The organism is Rothia sp. HMSC075F09 (assembly GCF_001810515.1).
In the GTDB taxonomy this organism is placed as follows: Bacteria; Actinomycetota; Actinomycetes; order Actinomycetales; family Micrococcaceae; genus Rothia.
This window is the reverse complement of record NZ_KV801798.1, coordinates 201156-224846: the sequence shown is the minus strand read 5'-3', so window position 1 is coordinate 224846 and position 23691 is coordinate 201156. Positions and strand designations below refer to the sequence as shown.

General features: G+C 60.5%; 17 protein-coding genes. 6 read left to right on the top strand and 11 right to left on the bottom strand.

Annotated features, from left to right (window positions below):
* Positions 1–208: 208 nt before the first annotated feature.
* The 9 genes from gatB to HMPREF2749_RS08295 all read right to left on the bottom strand — a co-directional run bounded on the left by gatB (position 209) and on the right by HMPREF2749_RS08295 (position 11672).
* The gene (gene gatB, locus HMPREF2749_RS08335) at positions 209–1714 is read right to left on the bottom strand and encodes an Asp-tRNA(Asn)/Glu-tRNA(Gln) amidotransferase subunit GatB (RefSeq protein ID WP_005507019.1); all 1506 of its coding nucleotides are present in this window, start codon (positions 1712–1714) and stop codon (positions 209–211) included.
* Complete coding sequence (gatA, locus tag HMPREF2749_RS08330; RefSeq protein ID WP_049341653.1) at positions 1714–3318, bottom strand: Asp-tRNA(Asn)/Glu-tRNA(Gln) amidotransferase subunit GatA; 1605 nt, start codon at positions 3316–3318, stop codon at positions 1714–1716. The genes gatB and gatA overlap by 1 nt, the downstream gene beginning before the upstream one ends.
* A gap of 15 nt (positions 3319–3333) precedes the next feature.
* Complete coding sequence (gatC, locus tag HMPREF2749_RS08325; RefSeq protein ID WP_005507016.1) at positions 3334–3630, bottom strand: Asp-tRNA(Asn)/Glu-tRNA(Gln) amidotransferase subunit GatC; 297 nt, start codon at positions 3628–3630, stop codon at positions 3334–3336.
* A 215-nt stretch (positions 3631–3845) separates the two neighbouring features.
* Positions 3846–4604 (bottom strand): transglycosylase family protein, encoded by a 759-nt coding sequence (locus HMPREF2749_RS08320; protein WP_049345204.1) that lies wholly within the window; start codon positions 4602–4604, stop codon positions 3846–3848.
* 697 nt (positions 4605–5301) lie between these two features.
* Positions 5302–7545: an NAD-dependent DNA ligase LigA gene (gene ligA, locus HMPREF2749_RS08315; RefSeq protein ID WP_049355978.1), complete on the bottom strand. Its 2244-nt coding sequence runs from the start codon at positions 7543–7545 to the stop codon at positions 5302–5304.
* A 223-nt stretch (positions 7546–7768) separates the two neighbouring features.
* On the bottom strand, positions 7769–8662 hold the full coding sequence (locus HMPREF2749_RS08310) for a PP2C family protein-serine/threonine phosphatase (protein ID WP_049345201.1): 894 nt from the start codon (positions 8660–8662) through the stop codon (positions 7769–7771).
* Positions 8659–9810, bottom strand: a complete 1152-nt coding sequence (locus HMPREF2749_RS08305) for an adenylate/guanylate cyclase domain-containing protein (protein ID WP_049355976.1) — start codon at positions 9808–9810, stop codon at positions 8659–8661. Before HMPREF2749_RS08305 ends, HMPREF2749_RS08310 begins: the two co-directional genes overlap by 4 nt.
* Positions 9811–10102: 292 nt before the next feature.
* Entirely contained in the window at positions 10103–10591 is a 489-nt protein-coding gene (locus HMPREF2749_RS08300; RefSeq protein WP_049349988.1) for a hypothetical protein, read from the bottom strand.
* A gap of 124 nt (positions 10592–10715) precedes the next feature.
* On the bottom strand, positions 10716–11672 hold the full coding sequence (locus HMPREF2749_RS08295) for a biotin--[acetyl-CoA-carboxylase] ligase (RefSeq protein WP_049349989.1): 957 nt from the start codon (positions 11670–11672) through the stop codon (positions 10716–10718).
* A 231-nt stretch (positions 11673–11903) separates the two neighbouring features.
* Between HMPREF2749_RS08295 and HMPREF2749_RS08290 the strand changes: the two genes are divergently transcribed.
* The 6 genes from HMPREF2749_RS08290 (at position 11904) to HMPREF2749_RS08265 (ending at position 20900) form a co-directional block, all read left to right on the top strand.
* Positions 11904–12185, top strand: a complete 282-nt coding sequence (locus HMPREF2749_RS08290; protein WP_049341641.1) for a YciI family protein — start codon at positions 11904–11906, stop codon at positions 12183–12185.
* 318 nt (positions 12186–12503) lie between these two features.
* The gene (locus HMPREF2749_RS08285) at positions 12504–14105 is read left to right on the top strand and encodes an acyl-CoA carboxylase subunit beta (RefSeq protein ID WP_049355973.1); all 1602 of its coding nucleotides are present in this window, start codon (positions 12504–12506) and stop codon (positions 14103–14105) included.
* Positions 14106–14171: 66 nt separating this feature from the next.
* Positions 14172–14570: an acyl-CoA carboxylase subunit epsilon gene (locus HMPREF2749_RS08280; RefSeq protein ID WP_239662238.1), complete on the top strand. Its 399-nt coding sequence runs from the start codon at positions 14172–14174 to the stop codon at positions 14568–14570.
* A gap of 298 nt (positions 14571–14868) precedes the next feature.
* Entirely contained in the window at positions 14869–15957 is a 1089-nt protein-coding gene (locus HMPREF2749_RS08275) for a restriction endonuclease (RefSeq protein ID WP_246823519.1), read from the top strand.
* Positions 15958–16434: 477 nt separating this feature from the next.
* The gene (locus HMPREF2749_RS08270; RefSeq protein WP_070594054.1) at positions 16435–18912 is read left to right on the top strand and encodes a restriction endonuclease; all 2478 of its coding nucleotides are present in this window, start codon (positions 16435–16437) and stop codon (positions 18910–18912) included.
* Positions 18913–19142: 230 nt separating this feature from the next.
* Entirely contained in the window at positions 19143–20900 is a 1758-nt protein-coding gene (locus HMPREF2749_RS08265) for a DUF885 domain-containing protein (RefSeq protein WP_070594052.1), read from the top strand.
* Positions 20901–21041: 141 nt separating this feature from the next.
* On the opposite strand, the gene HMPREF2749_RS08260 is transcribed toward HMPREF2749_RS08265, so the two are convergent.
* Both HMPREF2749_RS08260 and HMPREF2749_RS08255 read right to left on the bottom strand, forming a co-directional pair.
* Complete coding sequence (locus tag HMPREF2749_RS08260) at positions 21042–22334, bottom strand: glutathionylspermidine synthase family protein (protein ID WP_070594050.1); 1293 nt, start codon at positions 22332–22334, stop codon at positions 21042–21044.
* A gap of 100 nt (positions 22335–22434) precedes the next feature.
* Positions 22435–23376: a hypothetical protein gene (locus HMPREF2749_RS08255; protein WP_044150695.1), complete on the bottom strand. Its 942-nt coding sequence runs from the start codon at positions 23374–23376 to the stop codon at positions 22435–22437.
* Positions 23377–23691 lie beyond the last annotated feature (315 nt).

The following is a 23691-nucleotide window of genomic DNA, read 5'->3' as shown; positions in this document are numbered from 1 at the left end:
CCAGCGCGGAAAGGCGGTATCGTCCGAAAGTGACATCAGGGTGCCCGAAGCGAAGCGAGGGCGGGTTCCCTGTAGGAACGAGGACGAATACCGCTTTCCATGCGGAACCGTGCAGAACCTGGAATGGGACAAGAGAGCACAAAAGAGGCGCCGCCTCCCACCTCGGGAGACGACGCCTCTTTCGTTAGAGCCGGGTCAGCGGAAAAGCTTAGCCTTCCACGCCGCACTCAGCCAGAATCAGCTCACGCACGCGGGCGGCATCAGCCTGACCGCGGGTAGCCTTCATGACCTGACCAACGATAGCGCCAGCAGCCTGAACCTTACCGGCACGGATCTTGTCGGCAACATCGGGCATTGCTGCCAGGGCTTCCTGAACAGCTGCGGTGAGCGCACCGTCGTCGGAGACCACGGCGAGGCCGCGTGCCTCAACGATTTCGGCGGGAGTGCCTTCACCGGCGAGGACGAACTCAAGCACCTGGCGGGCGATCTTGTCGTTGATCTTGCCTTCGGAGATGAGCGCTTCGAGGGCGACCACGGTTGCGGGCTCCACGCCGAGGGCGGTGAGCTCAACTTCAGCCTGCTTTGCGCGGCGGGCAATCTCGCCCATCCACCACTTGCGGGCTGCAGCTGCGGTTGCGCCTGCGGCGACGGTCTCTTCGATGACGTCGAGTGCGCCAGCGTTGACGACGTCGCGGAACTCTTCGTCGGAGTAGCCCCACTCGCCCTTGAGGCGGCGGCGGCGCTCTGCCGGGGGTTCGGGCAGTTCGGCGCGCAGACGCTCAATCCATTCGCTGTTGGTTACGACCGGTACGAGGTCCGGTTCGGGGAAGTAACGGTAGTCGTCAGCGTCGGACTTGGGGCGGCCCGAGGAGGTTTCGCGGGTGTCTTCGTGCCAGTGGCGGGTCTCCTGGGTGACCTTTTCGCCGCGTTCGAGGATCGCTGCGTGGCGGCGAATCTCGTAGCGGACGGCGCGCTCGACGGAACGGAGGGAGTTCACGTTCTTGGTTTCGGAGCGGGTGCCGAACTTCTCTGCGCCCTTGGGCATGAGGGAGACGTTGGCGTCGCATCGGACGTTACCGCGTTCCATGCGGGCGTCGGAGATGCCGAGGGAGCGTACGATGTCGCGGATTGCGGCAACGTAGGCGCGTGCCAGTTCGGGTGCGCGCTCGCCGGCACCGACGATGGGTCGGGTGACGATCTCAATCAGGGGCACACCTGCGCGGTTGTAGTCGACCAGGGAGGAGGTTGCACCCTGGATTCGGCCGTCTGCACCGCCGACGTGGGTGAGCTTGCCTGCATCTTCTTCCATGTGGGCGCGCTCAATTTCGACGGTGAAGATGGTGCCGTCTTCGAGCTCAACGTCCAGGGAGCCGTTTTCCGCGATGGGGCCGCCAGCCTGGGAGGTCTGGAAGTTCTTCGGGGAGTCCGGGTAGAAGTAGTTCTTGCGGGCGAAGTAGGACTTGTCTGCGATGTCGCAGCCCAGTGCCAGGCCGAGCTTGATGGCGGACTCAACAGCGGTCTTGTTCACCATGGGCAGCGCGCCGGGCAGGCCGAGCGATACGGGGGTGACGTTGGTGTTGGGCTCGTCGCCGAACTCGTTGGGTGCGGAGTCGAACATCTTGGTCTTGGTGTTCAGTTCGACGTGCACCTCGAAGCCGAGGACCGGGTCGTACTTTTCGATGGCTTCTTCGAAGCTGAGGACTTCTTCACTCATTACTTGGTTCCCCCAAAGTCAAAGTCGCGGATCAGAGTTTCGGTGTCGGGCAGGCTCTTGTAGAGCGGTGCGCCCCATTTTGCGGTGAGCAGTTCTTCCAGTGCTGCGCCGACGCGGTAGAGGCGTGCGTCTTCGCGTGCGGGTGCGGTGAACTGGATGCCGACGGGCAGGTTGTTCTCTTCGGAGAGGCCGCCGGGCAGGGAGAGCGCCGGGACGCCTGCCAGGTTGACGGGCACGGTTGCGACGTCGCCCAGGTACATTGCCATGGGGTCGCCTTCGGTCTTCTCGCCGAGCTTGAACGCGGTGGAGGGCGCGGTCGGGGAGATGAGCACGTCGCACTTTTCGAAGGCTGCTGCGTAGTCGCGCTGGATGAGGGTGCGTACGCGCAGTGCGGCGCCGTAGTAGGCGTCGAAGTTACCTGCGGACAGTGCGTAGGTGCCGAGGATGATGCGGCGCTTGACCTCGTGGCCGAAACCTGCGGAGCGGGTTGCGGACATGACGCGTTCGATGGTGACGGGGCCGTCTTCGGGTACGACGCGCAGGCCGTAGCGGACGCCGTCGTAGCGTGCCAGGTTGGAGGACACCTCGGAGGACATGATCATGTAGTAGGCGCTGATGGCTTCGGTGACGGAGGGCAGGGAGACCTCGATGATCTCTGCGCCTGCGGCACGCAGCTCTTCAACGGATTCGCGGAAGCGTGCGAGGACGCCTGCTTCGAAGCCGTCGCCGTCGCCACCGCCGAGTTCCTTGATGACGCCGATGCGCAGGCCGGAGAGGTCACCCTTGCGTGCGGCTTCTGCGCCTGCTTTGGCTTCTTCAACGAAGTTGCCGGGCTCATCGGGCAGGGAGGTTGCGTCGAGCGGGTCGTGGCCTGCGATTGCTTCGTGGAGCAGTGCGGTGTCCAGGACGGTGCGTGCGACGGGGCCTACCTGGTCGAGGGAGGATGCCATGGCGATGACGCCGTAACGGGAGACGGAGCCGTAGGTGGGCTTGACGCCGACGCTACCGGTCAGTGCTGCGGGCTGGCGGATGGAGCCGCCGGTGTCGGTGCCGAGTGCCAGGGGTGCCTGGAAGGCGGTGACGGCTGCTGCGGAGCCGCCGCCGGAGCCGCCGGGTGCGCGGTCGAGCGCCCAGGGGTTGCGGACTACGCCGAATGCGGAGTGCTCATTGGAGGAGCCCATTGCGAATTCGTCGAGGTTGGTCTTGCCGAGGATGGGCATGCGTGCTTCGCGGACCTTGCGGGTGACGGTGCCGTCGTAGGGGCTCATCCAGCCTTCGAGCATGCGGGATGCTGCGGTGGTGGGCTGGCCCTTGGTGACGATGAGGTCCTTGACGGCGATGGGTACGCCTGCGAGCGGGGGCAGTTCCTTGCCTGCTGCACGGTCTGCGTCCACTGCTGCTGCGGTGGCAAGTGCTTCTTCGGCGTTGATGTGCAGGAAGGCGTTGAGGCCGCTCTTGCCGTCTGCGCGGTTGTCGCTCAGGGGTGCGCCGTCGGTGGCTGCGATGCGGTCCAGGTGTGCCTGGGTGAGCTCGACGGAGGTGATTTCGCCGGATGCGAGCTTTTCTGCTGCTTCTGCGGCGGTGAGCTGGATCAGTTCGTTCACTTGGTTGTTCTCCTCTTAGTCTTCGTCGAGGATTGCCGGCACGCGGAACTTGCCGTCCTGTGCGTCGGGGGCGCCGGAGAGCGCCTCTTCCTGGGTGAGGGTGGTGACGGGTACGTCTTCGCGGAAGACGTTCTCGAGGGGGATGGGGTGGCTGGTCGCGGGGATGTCGGCAGTTGCTTTCTGCGACATGGTCTCAACGGATGCGACGATGACGTCCAGCTCAGACGCCATCGCGGTGAGTTCTTCATCGGTCATCTCAATGAGTGCCAGCGATGCCAGGTGCTTTACCTGTTCAAAGGTGATGGCAGACATGGTTCTCCCGTAGTTTGTTTTCTTGTCTCTTCTCTAGTGTAGTGGAGGTTGCGTTTTCCGTCTCATTGGGGGTTGGAGGGTTTACCTGCTGGTTTGTGTGTTCAGGCGGTGTTCTTCTCCCCTGTTTTCGGGTTAAATACTCAACGCCCCGCTCCTCGTATGAGGTGCGGGGCGTTGGGCTACAACGTGTCCACGTTACGCTTAAGGGTTATTCCTTAGGCGGGGATGGTCAGAACCTGGCCGGGGAAGATCAGGTCAACGTTGTAGATGATGTCGGTGTTCGCAGCTGCGATTGCCTGGTAGCCGCCTGCAACGCCGAGCTTTGCAGCGATCAGCGAGAGGGAGTCACCGGGAACCACGGTGTAGGTGCCTGCTGCAGCCTTGGGAGCTGCAACGGGTGCTGCTGCGGGAGCCTCAACTGCCGGTGCTGCTGCAGGAGCTGCTGCGGGTGCCTCAACTGCTACGGGAGCTGCCGGTGCAGCGGGTGCTGCTGCGGGAGCCTCAACTGCTGCGGGTGCAGCCTGAGCTGCAGGAGCTGCGGGTGCAGCCTGTGCCGCGGGTGCGGTGTAGGTCTGCTGGGTCTGCGACTGTGCAGCCACGGTGGTGGTGGGCTCGGTGTAGGTGGGAGCTGCGCCGGTCTTGCCGTAGAGGCCAAGCTTAGCGGAGCATGCGGGCCATGCGCCCCAGCCCTGGATAGCGAGCAGACGCTCGCCAGCCTCGATCTGCTGTGCACGGGTAGCGGTCGCGGGGGAGCCGGACATGCCGACGCCGTTCCAGGACTGCTGGGTGAACTGCAGACCGCCGTAGAAGCCGTTACCGGTGTTGATGGACCAGTTGCCACCGGACTCGCACTGTGCCAGTGCGTCCCAGGTAGCACCGTCTACTGCGTTTGCAGCGGGCATCGACATGGTAGCTGCTACAGCGCCACCGATGGCGAGAGCTGCTGCGGTACGACGAATGGAAGTGTTCTTCATAATGCTCCTTGGGGCCGTCCCCGCTCGTTCCGTCCCCGGAACTCTAGCGCGCCGCCGCTCACCCTTTGATAACGAAGTAGGTTACTCATATTCTGGCTCTACCATGTGAGCGGCTCTCCACCGATTTCATGTCACCGTGAGCGATTCTGCACTTATGTGCGGAATCCGGGTGGCACTTCCTCGGTGGGGACGTGCGGTAGAACCGGGCATCGTTTCAAGCATTCCAAGCTTGAAACCACACAGGCGATTCCCTTGCGAGAATCTGTCTGGTCTCAAAGATAGCCGAGGTTTTTTATGATTCCAACCTGATTTCAAGTTCACAGTGAACGTCCCGGGTTCTCCCAGGGTTCTTTCAGGTTAAAAGTGCAGGAAACATTAATCAAGACCTAGAACCCCGCGTATCTTAAGGGTTTCACCCCGGAATTTCGGGGTTTTCTAGGGACTTAACCCCGAGTGCACTCCCCCACTGAGCTTTCCGATTCGGGGTGAATGAGCACCACCTTTAAGGGTTTTGAACGGCGTGTAAATATTTTTTAAATATTTCTTCGCTTTGGGAGTGTTTTAAGGCGCTTCCACCTTAAAAGCTGTGGTAATTACAAATACCAAAAATTGGCATTCAGGCTCTGGAGCACGCACTCCAGAGCCTGAATGCTCTATATATTGCAGGGGTCAGATTCAGATGACCCCGCTACCGGGTCTACTCGGCGGTAGCCTCAACAGCCTCCGGACCACCCTCGAGCAGGGCGGTGAAGCCCTCTTCATCCAGAACCTTCAGACCCAGTTGCTGAGCCTTATCCAGCTTCGAGCCGGCGTTCGCGCCAGCGACCACAAAGTGGGTCCTCTTAGATACAGAACCGGATGCCTTACCGCCGCGAGAAATAATGGCTTCCTTCGCACCGTCACGGGTGTAACCGTTCAGCGTGCCGGTCACGACCACGGTCAGGCCCTCCAGGGTGCGCTCTACGGACTCGTCACGAGTATCTTCCATGCGCACACCGGCGGCAGCCCAGGAGTCCACCACCTCGGCGTGCCAGTCCTCAGCAAACCATTCAATAATCGAGTCGGCAATCGTGGTGCCCACACCGTCCACAGCGGCAAGGCGTTCACGGTCAGCCTCGCGGATCGCCTGCATCGAACCGAACTCCGCGGCGAGCGCGCGGGCAGCGGTCGGGCCCACGTGGCGAATCGAGAGGGCAACCAGTACGCGCCACAGCGGCTGTTGTTTTGCCTTCTCCAACTCGGCGAAGAGGTTCAGCGTATTCTTCGTGGGCTTCGGCTCGGGGCGTGCCTTGGTCGGCTTGGTGTAGAAGTAGGGCACACGCTCCATCTTTCCGGTGCCCACACCCTTGACCTTCTTCTCACGCTCGATGGTGACCTCGCGCAGGTCCTCAATGTTGAGGCTAAACAGGTGCGCCTCGGTGGTTAGCGGAGGGGTATCCGGGGTTGCGGGGCTGGTGAGCGCCTTTGCTGCTTCAAAGCCGAGCGCCTCAATGTCGAAGGCGCCGCGGCTTGCGGCATAGTACACGCGCTCGGTCAGCTGTGCCGGGCAGGAGCGAGGGTTAGTGCAACGCAGGTCCACGTCACCTTCCTTGCCGGGAGCAAGGGGCGAGCCGCAGGAGGGGCATTCGCTGGGCATGACGAACTCGCGTTCGGTGCCGTCACGCAGGGCAACCACGGGGGCGACAATCTCGGGGATCACGTCGCCTGCCTTGCGCAGCACCACGGTGTCACCGATGAGCACGCCCTTAGCCTTGACCACGTCCTGGTTGTGCAGGGTGGCACGTTCCACGGTCGAGCCGGAGACGAACACGGGCTCCATGACGCCGTAGGGGGTCACGCGGCCGGTACGTCCCACATCCACGCGGATGTCCAGCAGCTTGGTGTGAACCTCCTCGGGCGGGTACTTATAAGCAACCGCCCAGCGCGGCACGCGGGAGGTGTAGCCCAGCTGAGCCTGGGTCGCGAAGTCGTTGACCTTAATGACGATGCCGTCGATTTCGTGCACCAGGGAGTGGCGCTGCTCGCCGTACTTATTAATGAAGTCGAAGACCGCCTCAGTGTTATCGGCGATTTCGCTGTAGGGGCTCACGGGCAGACCCCAGGAGGCGAGCAGGTCGTAAGTCTCGTACTGAGTGGCAATGTCCAGGCCGGTGCGCGAACCGATGCCGTGCACGTACATGCTCAGCGGGCGCGAGGCGGTAATCGCCGCATCCTTCTGGCGCAGCGAGCCTGCCGCGGCGTTACGCGGGTTCGCAAAGGGGTTCTTACCTGCGGCAATCATGGACTCGTTGAGCTTCTCAAAATCAGCGGAAGAGATGAACACTTCGCCGCGGATTTCAATCTCCTCGGGGTGGTTCTCGCCGGTCAACTGCGGCGGGATGCTCGCAATGGTGCGCACATTGTGGGTGACGTCTTCACCGGTGGTGCCGTCGCCGCGGGTTGCCGCGCGTACGAGGGTACCGTTGCGGTAGAGCAGATTCACCGCCAGGCCGTCAATCTTCAGCTCGGTCAGCCACTGCGGTGCGCTACCGGTGAGGTTCCGGGTGCTCTCTTCGGTCTTGGTCAGCCAGGTGCGCAACTCTTCGAAGGAGAAGACGTCCTCGAGGGAGTACATGCGCTGCAGGTGGGTGACGGGCGCGAAAGCCTCAATTGCCTCACCACCGACTTCCTGGGTGGGCGAGTCGTTGGCGATGATGAGCGGGTGCTCCGCTTCGATGATTTCGAGGCGGCGGTAGAGCGCATCGTACTCGGCGTCAGAGAGGAAGGGCGCGTCCTCGTTGTAGTAGGCGCGGCGGGCGGCACGAATCTTATCGGTCAGTTCCGCATACTCGGCGCGCAGGGCCTCGGTAATCTCCGCAGTGTTTTCTGCGGCGTTTTCTGCGGGGCTCTCTGCTCGAGTCTCGGCGGGGGCAGTCTGCTGGGTGGTGTTGTTCTCAGTCACCCGTCCAGTCTAGCGTTTTTGCTCCGCCTCTCCCCTATCGCTCGTCATATTGGCAGGTTCCGCGAGCGCGAACGATGAGGCAAACGATGAGGCAAGCGTGCCGTAGCCACTTACCGGATTGCGCTTCCTTAGTTTCTGTGCGCGGATACAGTTCACCCCCGCCTCCTGCAGGCGCTCAATCGAGCACCCGAAGGAAACGGGGGTGAATCACAAGGTATGAAGTTTAGGCTTCGACAGCGTCGGCAACAATCACGGTAATGTTGTCGCGACCGCCGGAACGCAGCGCCTCGTGCTGGAGCACGTCAGCGGCGTCCTGCGGGTGGCGGATCGAGGTGAGTACGCGTGCCATGTATTCGTGCGAAAGCTCACCGGAAAGACCATCGGAGCAGAGCATCAGGCGGTCACCGGCGCGGGCGGGCAGAACCCAGAAGTCCGGTTCCCAGTAGTTGCCGGTACCCAGCGCGCGGGTAATCACGTTGCGGCGCGGGTGGGTCAGCGCCTCCAGGGCGGTAATCTGACCCTCGTCAACCAGGTACTGCACCTCGGAGTGGTCAGTGGTGACCTGCTCCAGCGAGGCGGCCCCTTCAGCGCCGGGCAGCTTCTCCATGGCGGAGTGGTGAATACCCTCGTCCTCACGCAGCAGGCGGTAGGTTCGGGAGTCACCCACGTTGAAAATAACCCACAGGTTACGGTCACCGATGCTGGTCAGCCAGGCGCCGGTGACGGTCGTGCCGCCGGCGCGGGAGAGCGCCTGCTTAATTTCTTCGTTGGTTTCGCCAAGGATATCGTGCAGGCGGTTCAGGGTGCCCACGATTTCATTGTTAAGCAAGGTGTTGGCGCGGCGACGGCGCTTGGCGGGGTCGGAGTCGTCAATGGCGGCGAGGCGTTCAGCGTAGGCCTGCTGCTCCTCTTCGCTACGGCCACCGGGCATGGTGAAGAAGGGCGAGTAGGCAAGCTGACGCACGCACAGACGCGATGCTACTTCGCCGGCTTCGTGGCCTCCCATGCCGTCCGCGACCACGCAAAGGGAACCGGCGACGACCATCGAATCTTCGTTATTTTCTCGATGTGCGCCGCGGTGCGTTGCACCACCGGTACGTAGTTTCAGTTCAGTCATGAGAGGTCTATCTCCATTGTGTAGTTCGCGCGACGAGTCACCGCCACGGGGTCTACGTTACCAAAGCTTCTAACGTTTCGCGTCCCTTGAGAGGTGAGAGTATAGCGATTTCCCACCTGTCGGAGCGTGTTTGCTGTCTCATTATCGGTCAGCACGGTACCCGGTTCAGCGAGGGAGACCAGGCGCGCAGCCAGGTTCACGCTGGAGCCGTACACGTCGCCGCGGTTAGCCAGAACCTCGCCCCAAATGAAGGCGACGCGGGCTTCCGGTAGCTGCGGGTCGGCGCCGATCTTTTCGGAGAGCTGCAGGCTAATTTCTGCGATAGTGTCCGGGGTTTCGGTGAGGAAGAAGACTTCGTCACCGAGGGTCTTGATAATGCGACCGCCCAGGGGTGCGATGACGTCCAGGCAGCTCTGCTCAAAGTGGTTGATGAGCTGAGAAAGAGCCGCGGCGTCCAGGTTACGCACCAGGGAGGTATAGGAAACCAGGTCAACGAACCCTACGCCTCGCACCAGGGGCAGGCGGGAAAGTCCGGAGGTGGTCACGTTGTTTTCGCGCAATCCCAGGCGCAGGATTCCGGCGTACATCTGGCGACGGTATGCGTAGAGCGCCAGACGCTCGAGAACCTCGAGGTAACGCGGGAAGTCTTTGAGGAGCTTGCGGCGGGCATCATTATCGCTGAGGTTTTCGGTGACCATAATGTTGTGCACGAGCGCCTCAATCTGCCAGGCGACGGTACGGTCGGTCAGTTGACCTTCAGCGCGCACGAGGGATGCCACATATTCCATACGAATGTCGCCTTCTGCGTCCAACTTCTGCAGGTCGGCGAGCATCTGCACGTCTGTTTCAGTGAAGTAGGGCGAGTGGTTGGGGATTGTCGGGAAGCCCACATTGTGCCAGATACGCTGGGCGGTTTCGAGGGGAAGTCCGGCGCACTCTGCAGCTTCTACGGGGGTGTAGCGGCGACCCTGTCCCAGGAGCGACTTTTCGAGGGCTCGAATCCCTGCCTTGGATTCCTCGTCGCGGTAGATATTGTTCTGGGCGAGGTTCTGCAGAATTTTGAGGTTCAGCATTTGGGTTTCGGGGCCCATGGTGGCACCGGTGCCCTGCGGAGAGTGTGCAGGTTCATGATGGTCTGCCGTGCTCATTGCCGCTGCCGCTCCTTTCATATCTGCCGGATCATCTGTTCTGCCGTGCGGATGCACTGGTGTGTGCCGTGCGTCGACTGTGCACTGCTTCACTGTATAGCGCCTTGTTAATATACCCTCCACTGCGGTGTTTTGGGAGTCAAAGCCTCCACACCCAAAGATATTTTAGTGGAGTAATTCACATTTAAGAATACTCTAATCCGCATTTTTTCGGCTGATTTTAGGTGCCGGGTTAGGCTCTGAGCCAACCGGTCCGCCCTCCTTGTAGTGGGAGGAGGCACCCCAGAGAGGGCTAAATGTAGCGGGAACGCAGGGCGTAGTAGTCGCGTCGAGCGGATTTAATTTCTTTTTCGAAACGCTTGGGGTCGGGCACGTAGGTCAGGCGGTGGTGCACCCCGCGGCATACCACGTACACCGAACCGTAGCCCAACCAAGCGCCCGGGCCACGCTGTTTTGCCCAGCGCTCGCCCATGGAATCCAGGTAGAGGGATTCGTCTCCGCTACGGGTCATCACACCGCGGCGCACTACGAGCCGATGGGTGGTCAGCAGGTAGTAGGTGGTAACCCACCGCCAGGCAGTACGCACAGCACCAAGCAGGGCACCCACCGCACACATCGTGCCGAGAGTCCACAGAATCGGTGAGGACCGTGCCGTGGAGGCAAAGGTTGAGGCGGCGATGGCAACCAGTAGGTAGGCAAGCGCGGGCAGCAGGGCACCGTAGTGCTGTCGGGTGGCGATGATGACATGCTCACCGGGGTTGAGTTTTCCGCGCAGGCGCATGGTGTTCCTTAGCTGTGCTGGTGGGTGTGTACCGGATTAGAGGCGCCGGTTTGAGGTGGTGCGGGCGTATTCAGTGTTGCTGTGCCGGGCAAAATTTTATGGGCAGAAACTTTATAGGTTGGTTCTAGTGTGCCTGCTGAAAATCTCCGTAGCTACCGTTGGCGGGGCGAAGATGCTCAATATCGCCCACCGCGTAGGGCTCTATGGTTCCGTCCTCGCGGCGAATGAGGATGCGCCCCTGCGCATCGAGGTCTTCGGCAATGCCATCTACGGTGCTTCCGTCGGGCAGGCTCATGCGCACGCTGGCTCCGAGGGTTGCGGTGGAGGCGCGCGCCTGGTCGAGCAGGCTGATGCTCTGTGGGTTGAGGGGGTCGGGGTTGAGGGGGTCGGGGCGTTCGGGGTCACCGCCGGCGCGCACGAAGGCGCGGTAGCGGCGGGCGAAGATGCTCAAGAGTCGGGTGAGCACCTCGGAGGAGTCGATGACCTGCCCGGTGCACAGGCTCAGGCTGGTGGCGGTGGGTACGGGCAGCTGTTCAGCGGACATGTTCGTGTTCTGGCCGATACCCACAATGATGCTGCGCTGCCCCTCGGTGGAGCCGCTTTCGGGAACGAGCTGGGCGAGGATTCCGCAGCCCTTAGCCCCCTGCGCGATGACGTCATTGGGCCATTTGAGGGCGGCATCCACGCCGTAGCTGCGCCAAATATCGACCACGCTGAGCCCGGCGATGAGGGTCAGCCAGTGGTAGCTGTCTTCGGGTAGTTCTCGGGCGAGAGGGTCTGTGGAGGCGTGCGGGCGCACCACGATACTTGCGGCGAGGCAGGCCCCGGGAGGGGCGGTCCAGGCTCGGGCGAGGCGGCCGCGTCCGGCGCTTTGGTAGAGGCTGGCGTAGACGGAGAGCTCGCCGAGCTGTTCGCGTTCGGGGTCGGTGCCGTCCATGAGTAGTTCGCGGGCGCGGGTGGTGGTGGAGTCGACCTCATCGTAGAGGTTTACGCTGGAGTACCCGGTTTCCATTGCAATGGTGCGGATGCGTGGCACATCCAAAACCGAATAATCGCTCTCGATGTGCATGTTCTTCTCCATAGCTTGCGCCTTTCCACTCTGTCCGAAACTACTCTGCAGTATGCCGACCCTCTTTCAGCTCACCGTCGAAACCTGCCAGCTTCTACCGAGTCGCACTGGTTTCTCACCATACCAATTTCTTGCCGCCGGTGATGCCCACCCGGCGCCCGAGACGGTACATTAGACAGTGAGGGTGCATCAAGCACCGACCGGCTGCGGAGGTTCCTCCGCCCTGCTCGAAAGAAGACCGCTATGGCTTATTACGCAATTACTTACGTTTACGCAGCTCCCGAGGAGCAGGCGAAGTACCGTCCGGCTCACCGCGAGTACCTTGGTTCGCAGATTGAGGCGGGCAACCTGATCGTTTCGGGTCCTCTGCTGGACGGCGAGACCCCCGCTGGCGCTCTGCTGATTGCAAAGGTTGACTCCGTTGAGGCAGCTGAGAAGCTGGTTGCTGGCGACCCCATGAACATTGGTGGCGCGGTTCTGTCTCACACCATCACCGAGTGGAACCCGGTCCTGGGCACCATCTAAGCGTCATTTCACGCTGAAAGTTTGAACGCAAACCCCCTTTCCGTCGACAAGGATTGCCGAAGCGAAAAGGGGGTTTTCTGCGCTCTTTTGAGCCGCGCTTTCGCACTTTTCGTTTACTATATGCACCTTCTTGGGTACTGAGTGCATAAAAGTGTATCTAGTGTTGATATTCTGGCTTCTCACCTGGCATATGTGCCCTAGTTCGCACTATAGTTGAAAGATATGCACATTGTTCAAGAGTGCTCTTCGGGGCACCTGAGCACCTTATCACCGCAACCACTGGCTCCCGACGATCGGGTGGAGCAGGAACGAGGAATAATGTCCGAGAACCTCCAGCAGGATTTTGACTTGAGCACCACCGCCGGTAAGCTCGCTGATTTTTATGCACGTCGAGAGCGCAGCTTCGCGCCCAGCGGTGAGGCAGCTATTGAGAAGCAGCACGCACGCGGCAAGAACACCGCCCGCGAGCGCATCGATATGCTTCTGGACGAGGGTTCTTTCGTAGAGTTTGATGCCCTCGCCCGCCACCGCACCACCGCATTCGGCATGGAGGCGAAGAAGCCTCTGGGTGACGGCCTGGTCTCCGGTTACGGCACCGTGGATGGTCGCCTGGTTGCCGTGTATTCGCAGGATTTCACCGTCTACGGTGGTTCTCTCTCGCAGGTGAACGGCGAGAAGATTGTGAAGGTGCAGAAGTTCGCTCTGAAGAACGGTTGCCCGGTCATCGGCATTAACGATGGTGGTGGCGCCCGCATTCAGGAGGGCGTGGCTTCCCTGGCGATGTTTGCCGACATTTTCCGTATGAACGTGCGTGCGTCCGGCGTGGTTCCGCAGATTTCTGTCATTATGGGCCCCTGCGCTGGCGGTGCCGCGTACTCCCCAGCGCTGACTGACTACATCATCATGGTGGATAAGACTTCGCACATGTTCATTACCGGCCCGGACGTCATTAAGACCGTGACCGGCGAGGATGTGGACATGGAAACCCTCGGCGGTGCGCGTCAGCACAACTCCGTGACCGGTACCAGCACCTACCTGGCTGAGGATGAAGAAGACGCGTTCGATTTTGTGCGTGAGCTCCTCGAGTTCCTGCCCTCGAATAACCTTGCAGAGTCCCTGCACCTGGAGCACGACCAGGAGCCCGTGGTGACGGTAGACGATCTGGACCTGGACACCCTGATCCCGGATTCGGCGAACCAGCCTTACGATATGCGTGCGGTCATTGAGTCCGTGGTCGATGACGGCCACTTCCTGGAGATGCAGGCGCTGTACGCCCCGAACGTGATGATTGGTTACGCCCGCGTTGAGGGCCGCACGGTCGGTATTGTGGCGAACCAGCCGATGCAGTTCGCCGGCTGCCTGGACATTTCTGCGTCTGAGAAGGCTGCCCGTTTTGTGCGTCATTGCGATGCGTTCAACATTCCGATTCTGACTTTTGTGGATGTTCCCGGCTTCCTGCCCGGTACCGATCAGGAGTTCAACGGCATTATTCGCCGCGGCGCTAAGCTGCTCTACGCTTACGCGGAGGCGACCGTTCCGCTGGTCACGGTCATTACCCGTAAGGCGTACGGTGGCGCGTACATTGTGATGGGTTCGAAGAAGCTGGGCGCCGATATTAACCTGGCGTGGCCCACCGCGCAGATTGGCGTGATGGGTGCGCAGGGTGCGGTGAACATTCTGTACCGTCGCGAGCTGGCTGCGCTGGCAGCCGAGGGCGGCGACGTTGAGGCTCGCCGCGCTGAGCTGATCGCCAAGTACGAGGAAGAGCTGCTGAACCCGTACCAGGCTGCCGAGCTGGGTTACATTGACGAAGTTATCGCCCCGAGCGAGACTCGCGTGCGCATTATTTCTTCGCTGCGTGCCCTGCACGATAAGCGTGCGTCTACCCCGGCAAAGAAGCACGGCAACATCCCGCTGTAGGCTTCCCTTGTGCCCGCACCATTTGTGGCGCGGGCATTCCCAGGATTTTAGGTTTTCTAAGGAGGCGTGCCTTTGGCAGGCTACAACCCGCTGAGTTATTTCTCATTCGGTAAGAAGAAGGATAGTTCGGAGGCTACTGAGAGCGCCGAGCAGCTTGAGCGTAGCTCCGCACATTCTTCTGCGCACGCAGATACCGCATCCAGCGCCCCGCCGAAGGATTCTGCTCAGCCTTCGGTAGATACTGACGCTGAGCAGGAGCCTCTACTGAAGGTGGTTAAGGGCTCCCCCACTGAGGAGGAGATTGCCGCCCTCACCGCTGTGGTTGCGATGATGCAGGCGAATGCCGCGCAGCAGGAACAGAATTTGCTGGTGGGTGCCGCTTCGCGCATCCTGAACCGCGGTCAGCGCCTGGGTGTTTCGTTGCGTCCCGGCCCCGGTTCGTGGAGGCGCGCTCGCCCCATGTAATGCGGGCTGCTAACTATGCTTCTTATATTCCCGTCACGCCAGCCGGTGTGACGGGAATATATTGTTTTGCCCCAAATTTAAGATTTATATTGCGCTATTGAACATCTAATGCGCTGGTTCTTGCGGTTTTGTCATATTAGAAACGATAAAGCGATGATGATACGCCCTGATGCTACGATGTATATACCATCACAATAGTGTTAGTAAATTGGCAGGGACCATGGCAAAGATGCTGAATAAAAACCATAGGCCCCCACCGGATGTCTATATCACGCTTCTGTTGCCGACGCTACGGCGCTTGTCGAAGACTGTGCCCCGCACCGCCGCCTATGTTAGTGAGCAGTTGCGGCAGCAGACTAAGGCGTTGGGGTCGAAGAAGAACCTACCGGATCTTGAATCCACCGATTTTGCGGTGGCTGTGCGCACCACCTTGAAAATCTTGGTGGCGCTTCGTTATGCCCAGCTTATGCCTCGTTTGACCCCGTGGGAGAAGAGGAAGTACCTGCTCACTCCCCTGGGCGCCGAGCTGACCTGCACCCCGCATCTGCACGGTTCGGTGCCGCCGCGTGTGGTGAAGCAGGTGCAGGCGCTGTGTGCGCAGAATTTGACGGCGAAGAGCGTGAAGAAGCTCAAGAAGCAGGCGAACGCACTACTGGAGAATGCGCAGGAGGAGCATCGCCTCATTTTTGGCGCTCCTGACACTGGTGCTCTTAATGCTCTGCCGCCTTTCTCAGGCGCTGATCCTGCTCAGTTGAACCCCGCTGCTTATGATGCAACCGGTGCGGAGCACCTTGCACAGGCTTTGAATTCTGCGGGTACTGCCGAGACCTGGCCTGTGGGTCAGTCTCCGCTGGATATTATTTTGCGTGCCAGCGATTCGCCGGTGATTCACGCTCAGGCCGAGTTTGCGGAGCATTTTACGCAGGATTTGATTCAGCACGTTCACGCGGTGACGCCAGAATATTTTGAGCAGATTGTTGCCGATATTTTTACGGCTCTTGGTTTTAACACCGAGGTAACCGGCGGTGCTGATGATAAGGGTGTTGACGTTATTGCCCGCTATTCTGATGGCCTGGATTTCGCGCCGATTTATATTCAGGTGAAGCATTATTGCGGAACTATGAAGGTCACCCCCAACGAGATTCAGAAGCTTGCCGGTGCAGTGCTTCTGCACGGCGGCCTGCAGGGTGTTTTGGTGACCTGCGGTGCTTTTGCGCATCCGGTTCCCGAGTATTTGCAGGGTTTGCCCGGCGCTCGCAATATTGCGCTGGTTGATCGACACCAGTTGGTGGAGCTGATGATTCGTCACCGTGTGGGTGTTCTTGATGGTGAGGGCGAGTGCGGTTACCGCATTGACGAGGAGTATTTTGCCCGCGGCTTGGAGTAGCCGGGGTGTTTCTGGGGCGAGTTATTTCTCTCCGAATATCTCTGGCCTTCATGCATTTCCCACGTCATTTCACATAATGTATTTTCACTTTTCCTTGAGGATATTTTTCACATATCGGCTGGTTTTAGAAATCTAGGTTATTTCTCGAACCAGCCGATACAATAATGAAGGTAATGCGTTATATATTCTTCGCATTATTTCACGAAGTGAATATACCCGTGACGGTCTAGACACTTCACCCCAATTTATAGCGTTCTTTTCTGAAGTGTTCGTCGTTGAAGACGGTGCGTAAGCGGGACGGGTTGAGAAAAAACTACCTACCCTGCTTCTCTTCGCTTCTCTTCACTGCGGGATTTCAAAGTGCCGGCCCAAAAATAAAGATGGTGCCGCTCACTTTCGTGATTATTTTCCCGTTCGCATGACTGCACTTTATGAAGAACGCCTGCACGATAAATAACACTAGATAAGGAGCCCGGCGTGGCTTTTGTGAATAAAACAATGCTCCATATCGATCATTCCGAATTGCACTCTTTGCAGCAGGAAACCTCGTGGGAGGCTCTACCCGAGGAAGCACGCACTCTCAGCGTTGCGGCGGCTTTCTCTCTGCTCCGCCATTTTGAGCGCGCGCAGGATCGTGGCGAGAAGGTTTTCTTCCCCGATATGTACACCCCGGTTGGCGTGGACCTGGGTTTCAACATGACTCAGCGTTTCATTGCGGTCGGTGACAATGTCCTCTTCCGTGAGGCACTCAATAAGCTGATTGCGGCGCTGGTCAATGCTGATTATCTTGAGGTGTCCCTCAGCCAGTTGCATCCGGGCAATCTGCACTACACTCTGAGCGAAGCGGGCCGCGAGCTTCTGGGCACCGCGAAGGAGCAGCAGGCGCAGGCTCTTCTGCCGGTTCTGCCTCTGCAGAGCGGCGTGTACCTGCACTATCTGAAGCAGTTCTACCCGGTTCTGCTCTCGCACATTACGGTGCGTGAGCTTCTGCCCATTGTCCTGAGCGTTACCCCGTCCTACCCTGCGGCGGCGCCCGTGAAGATTCGCGAGCTGGTGCTGCGTGAGTGCGGTTTTGTGCAGGGCTGGTACGGTCTGTCGTACCTGGAGCAGCGCATTGTTGAGCCGGTGATTGCTCAGGCGTTGAGCCTGCTGACCCGTGAGGGCTACCTGCGCACCAAGACCATTCACGAGCACACGGATTCTCCGCTGACGCTGTACTCGCTGTCGCCTTCGGCGAAGGATCTGGTGGCACGCCACGGGGAGACTGGCGTGCCGGCAAGCGAGCTGAGCTCCGTGCTGGCGCTGGTGAAGGATGAGGGCGCCTCCATTACGGCTGAGGATATTGCCGCAACTGACGCTCTGCTGACTCATATGGGCGTTCTTCTGCTCGACACCCTCAACGACCACGGCGCCGATGTGGAGCTGAGCCTTCCGAGCCTGGAGCAGGTCTTTGACCGCGACGAGCGCATTCAGCAGGCGTCCTCGAACCCCTATTTTGTGCAGATTGACGCGCAGGATTACCTCTACGATGTGCTGATTGCCCACCACTATCTCTCCGAGCGTGAGACCGTCTACTCGCTGGGTCCTGCGTTTGCACCGGCTTTGGCGCAGATGGTTGAGCCGAGCGTTCAGAAGCTGGTGGCTTCGGCTCTGCTGGATCCCGCGGCGGTGGATGCTCTGCCGTACCCGCATCAGTTGCTGTACCCGATTCTGAAGCTCGTGGAGGAGAACCCGCGTATCTCCTACTACGACATCTACGATGAGTTGAAGCTCGCCCTGGATATCCCGTACCTGCAGGGTGAGATTGCTCCGCACCGTTATAAGCTGACCCCGCGTCTGCGTAACCGCTATTCGGTGGCGATGCACGTGCTCAAGGGCGAACGCTACCTGAACGCTCTGCGTGAGGGTACGGGCCGTACCTCCCGCAAGAACCCGGAGCGTTACGAGCTGAGCGAGGCGGGTAAGGAGCTGCTCAAGCGTTTCCCGGAGGGTGCTCCGGAGGCGGTGACCGCCCGCATGGCGCCGCTGCCGCCGCAGTCGCTCAAGCACAAGCTGCCTCAGGATATTGCGGCTGAGCTGCAGGCTCGTGAGGAGGCTCTTCAGGCTGCTAAGGAGGCGCGCGCGGCGGAGCGTCAGGCTCGCCTGGCGGCTCGTGAGGGTGCTTCGCGTGAGCCGTTGGCTCCGGTGCCGGGTGCTTCTCCGGCGCTGTTGGCGCGTCCGGCTGGTTCGCCGGTAGCGGCTCCTACCCAGGCGACTACTGCCCAGGCACCCGCTGAGGTTCCGGCGGCACCGGTCGCTGCGACTACCGCCCAGCCTGCCGTGCCCGCTCCTGCTGTTTCTGCACCCGTTGCAGCTCCCGTTCAGCCGGTTGTTTCCGCTACTGCTGTGTCCGCTCCCGCTGGTTCGACTGTTGAGCCCTCGACTGCTCTGCAGGTGGCTGCCACTCAGGTGCGTGAGGCTCTGAAGCGTTACCGTCAGGTCTTCCGCCGTGAGGCTCTGGCTCCGGCGCTGGCGCAGGTGTCTGAGGAGCGTTTCCGTAGCATTGGTTTCGATTTGTTCCTGATGCGCGGCTACACGGTAGAGGCGCTGGAGGCTCGGGGTGTGGACGGCGTGGCGACCCCCGCCACCGGTGAAAAAGAGCGAGCGTTCTACGTTCGTACTCTGCGCCCGGCATCTAACGGCGTGCTGTCCGCGAGCGTTCGGCCTCAGGACATTACCGCGTTCTTCCTGGCAATTCACGCCCGCGGCGGTCAGCTCGGCACCTTCATCACGAACGCCACATTCAGCGATGAGGCGTACGACGAGTTCATCCGCTGCTCGACCAAGTACCCGAACATTCTGGTGGATCTGGTATCCGGCGATGAGCTGCAGGACCGCCTCATTGCGCACCGCCTCGGCGTGGTCCAGAGCGCGAACGGTCTGCTCGGGCTCAACGGTGAATACTTCACCGGCTAAGTCGCCAGCTAGCAGCTTGTAACCCATCTGGGTGACGCCCCGGTCTTCCTCTCCTGCACGTTCAGGAGAAGAAAGCCGGGGCGTTTTCGCGCATCCTCCCCGGTGAGTTGTCCACAGGTGGGCCCTTTTCTTGGCGTTCGGTGCCGCTCAGCACGTAATATTGCCGGTTTAAGCGACCCATATCACCGAAAATCGTGGTTGAAGGCACACCCCTGAGTTAGGATATGAACATGAGCACTTACCAGGAACTTCCCAGCATCTACCGATTGAAGCGCTCGCTGACCGACGTCGATCAGATTGCTAACGAATATTTTGAAAAGGTCCTCGACCTGAACCCCGTCCATGCAACCGAGCTTGGTCGCAAAGGCGTAGAGACCCTGTACCCCGACTACTCGCCCGCCGGCGAGAAGGCTTTCGCGCGCCTTGCGAAGAAGACTTTGAAGAAGGTCGATAACGTCCTGCCTATTGATGACGTTGACCTGGTCACCCTGGATGCTCTGCAGGAGCGCCTGAGCCTGTACCGCAAGCAGCACAAGGCTGGCTTTGGTGGCTGGCAGCTGAACAATATTGCCTCCGTCCCGCAGGAGGTGCGCTCGGTCTTTGACCTGATGAAGCGCAACACCCAGCAGGACTGGGAGCACATTATTGGTCGTATGCACCGCGTGACTGAGGCGCTGGAGGGCTACATCCAGACCCTTGAGGCGGCTCGTGAAGAGGGCAAGGTCGCCCCGCGCCGCCAGGTGGATATTGTCATTGAGCAGACCGCCGCGTACTACGCTCCCGGTGGTTTTTTTGACGAGCTTGCCGCTGAGGTCGCCGAGGCTGTCCCCTCGCTAAAGGATGAGGCTACCGCAGGTGCCGAGGCTGCAAAGGAAGGCTACCGCCGCCTCAACAGCTACCTGGTGGAGAAGCTGCAACCGGTCGCTCCCTCCCGCGACGCTGTGGGCCGTAAGGCGTACAGCCTGCACTCCCGTTCGTTCCTGGGTACCACCATTGACCTGGACGAAACCTACGCTTGGGGCGTGAAGGAACTGGAGAGCATTATCGCTCGTCAGCGTGAGGTTGCCGAGGAGATTGAGCCGGGCGCAAGCATTGAGCGTGCGAAGCAGCTGCTCGATGAAGATCCGGCACGTCAGCTGCACGGCACCGATGAGCTGAAGGCGTGGATGCAGAAGCTCGCCGACGCCGCCGTGGAGAACCTGGCGGGTAGCCACTTTGAAATTGGCGGCCCCATGCGCCGTATTGAGTGCTGCATTGCGCCCACGAACGAGGGCGGTATCTACTACACCGGCCCCTCCCCTGATTTCTCGCGTCCTGGCCGCATGTGGTGGTCGGTTCCCGAGGGTGAGGACACGTTCACTACCTGGCGTGAAACCTCCACCGTGTACCACGAGGGCGTTCCGGGTCACCACCTGCAGATTGCGATTGCTACGGCTCTGCAGGGCACCATGAACTCTTGGCGCACGAACATGCTGTGGGTGTCCGGTCACGGTGAGGGCTGGGCGCTGTACGCCGAGCGCCTCATGGAGGAGCTGGGCTATCTGAAGGATCCGGGTGACCGCATGGGCATGCTGAATGCTCAGCGTATGCGCGCCGCCCGCGTGGTCTTCGATATTGGTGTTCACTGCGAGATGCCGATTCCGGACGAGTGGGCTGAGCAGCTGGGCGTTGAGCCGGGCACCATCTGGACTTCTGAGCTGGGTTACGAGTTCTTGAAGCTGAACCTGGACGAGTCCGAGGGCCACCTGCGTTTCGAGTTCCTGCGTTACCTGGGTTGGCCGGGTCAGGCGCCGAGCTACAAGATTGGCGAGCGCCTCTGGCTGGAGCTGCGCGATCAGGCTGTGCGCCGCGGCGATGACATGCGTGCATTCCACACGCGTGCGCTTCTGCTCGGTTCGGTGGGTCTGGACACTCTGCGCCGCGCTCTGACCGATGAGATGATGCTCCCTCTGGACACTGAGGATGACGACGATGAGGACGACGAGTAGCCTCTAGTCTGCTCGCTCCTCGCCGAGTGGATTTCTGGAGTCTCTGGTTAAGAGCTCTATAGATGAAGCCCCCGCTTCAGCTTTATAGCTGAGGCGGGGGCTTCACCTTTTCATGCAAGGTTTATCTATCGGGATTCCGGGCTATCCGAAGTTTGCGGTGCCAGGGTCCGTGGTGCCGAATCCCATGCCGGTGGAGTCGTTCAGGTCCACCAGGTGCGGGGCGAAGCGGCACCAGTAGTCGGTGAGCGCGCCATTCGATTCGCGGATGCCCACGCCTACGGTGCGTCCGTCGACCACCCACACGCCGAGAATGGGGTGGCTGACCGGATTGATGATGCCCTCGTAGCGCGGTGCCGGGATGTACTCCTGGTAGATGAATTCGCTTTCGGGGGCGTTGGCGAAGAAGTCGTCGTCTTCGGGCTTGATGAAGACGTCGTAGTCGGGGGCGTAGATTTCTACGCCGTCGCCTTCGCGTCCGAAGATGGGTTTGCGAACCCAGTTGCGCATGCCGCCGCGGTGACCCGCGTAGGTGGGTACGAGGTTCGGGTGGCCGGGGTACTTATCCCAGAGCGCGGCAAGCAGCAGCTTATTGGAGAGGAACATCTTCCACGCCGGCTCAATCCAGCGGTCCATGGCGCCGTGGTAGGCGAAGAGGAGCTTGTCGTAGCCTGCTTCGCTGTCGGTGACCAGGTCTTCCCAGGGGTAGAGCTTGAAGAGGTTGGTGATGGCGCGGCCTTGTGCGTCCTCCCAGCTCTTGGTGTCCTCGTTGAAGATGACTTCGTCGATGGGCATCATGTGGGTTTTGATGCCCGCCTGCTGCGCCGCGTAGGCGATGAGCCAGAGGTTGTTGTAGTCCTCGTTGTTCTCGTCAATCTCGGGGCTCACGTGCGCCAGGTGCAGTACGGGCTGCACGCCGGCGGCAATTTCGGCTGCGAAGATGTGGCGCCAACGGTTGGTGAAGGCTTCGCCGATTTCACCCCAGTGGGCGTAGCCGCGGGTATCGAGGCGCTGGTCTTTCGCCCAGGTTTTCTGGCTGACTGCCGCCTCCACGATGCCAGTGGGGGTGTCTGCGTTGTATTCGAGCAGCTTCATGGGGTCGCCAGGCACGCCCGAGTAGGTGAAGTCGAAGCGTCCGTAGAAGTCGGCGTCGCGGCGGTTCCAGGATTCTACGGCGAGGTTGAACGCCGCCTGGGGCAGACCGAGGGTGCCGAACGCGCCGGAGGCAATGTACTCGACGGTTTCCAGGCACATGCGGTGCATTTCTTCCGCCTGGGCGCGCACAGAGTCCATTTCTTGCGGGCTGAAAATGTAGGCGGCGTATTCGTTCCAATAGTGGTCGGTGTCGTGGGGGCCGTCCACGCTGTAGGTGAGGCCTTCCTCAATGATGACGTTCTCCCAGTCGGGTCGGCCGACGGGAAATTCTTCACGGCGCATGAGGGGCTAGGCTCCTTCGAAGTAGTGATTGGAAAATAGTGAGGAAAATGCGGGCGGGACCGTTCAGTCCCTGCCCGCATTTAGTGTGATGGCTTATGGCTTAGCCGCCGGAGGTACCGCCACCGGACTTGGAGCCGCCACCGAAACCGCCCTTGCTACCTGACTTCGAGGAAGAGCCAGACTTGGACGAAGAACCCGATTTAGACGAGGAACCGGACTTCGAGGACGAACCCGACTTCGAGGTGTTCGACTTGCTGTAGGAGCCGGTGCTACCGCTATTGCTGGTGCCCTGCTTACCGCTGGAGACCGAGCCGGTGGTCTTATTACGCACCGAAGAGGTCTTACCGGAGTTATTGGTGCTGGTCACCTTACCCGAGGAGACAGTGGAGGACTTCTTCGCACTACGGTAGGAGTCTTCGAAACTACCGCCCTTGGAGGACACGCCGCTGTAGACGGTGCCGTTGCTGGGGCGGGTGGTGCTGCCTCCGGAGAGCTTAGTGCCCACACCCGGAACCGTGGGGGTGCCGGTGGAGTTTGCGGCACTCTGGCGACCTAGGTAGTACCAGAGGAACGCATTCGAATTATTGTGAGTGGTGGTCGAACCAGAAGTGCCCGAAGACCCAGAAGATCCGGAGGAACTAGAGGAACCCGACGAGTTCGAGGAGCCCGAGGAATCGCTGCTGGATGAGTCGGTCGGCTCCTGAACGCCTGCCTTCTCACATTCGCTATCTTCCACGCGCAGGCCGGTCTTCGCGTCCTGGCAGACGCGGGCGTACTCTTCGCCCTGCGACAGGAACGCGTTCTCTTCCTGGTGCATGGAGTTGTAGGCGAAGATGCCACCGCCAACCAGCAGCACGCCAGCGCCCGCTACGGCAATCATCTTGGCGATGCCGGGGCGGGTCGCGCCCAGGTTCAGGGTCTGCTGGGCAGAGGTCTGTGCGGCGCGGGTAGCAAAGTTGGCGACTGCTTCCATGCGGTTGCCGGGCTTCTTCGGGCCGTTGGGGGTGGTGGTTCCGCCGGGGTATTGGGGAGCAGAACTCATGCATCTCTCCTTGAAAGGTGGTGCGTGGCGTATTGCTCAACGCGTACATGAAGCTGAGTGGGTACAGCATCATCCGGCGACTTTCGCCGGACTATCGGTGTGATTCCAGCATATCAAGCTCTAGCTTTCGGCTTATTAGCTGACGGCAAAATCTCAGCAAGCTTCCCCGCATGTTGCGCAGTTGTTTCCTTTCTGTTTGCTTTTGCGGCAATTCCTAATTAACTATCAGCCGATTTAACCGCCTATGTGGGGGGCTGCTGGCGGCACTGGTGGCGGCGTTGCTGGTTGGGCAGCGGGGTTGGGCTGTGTTGCTGG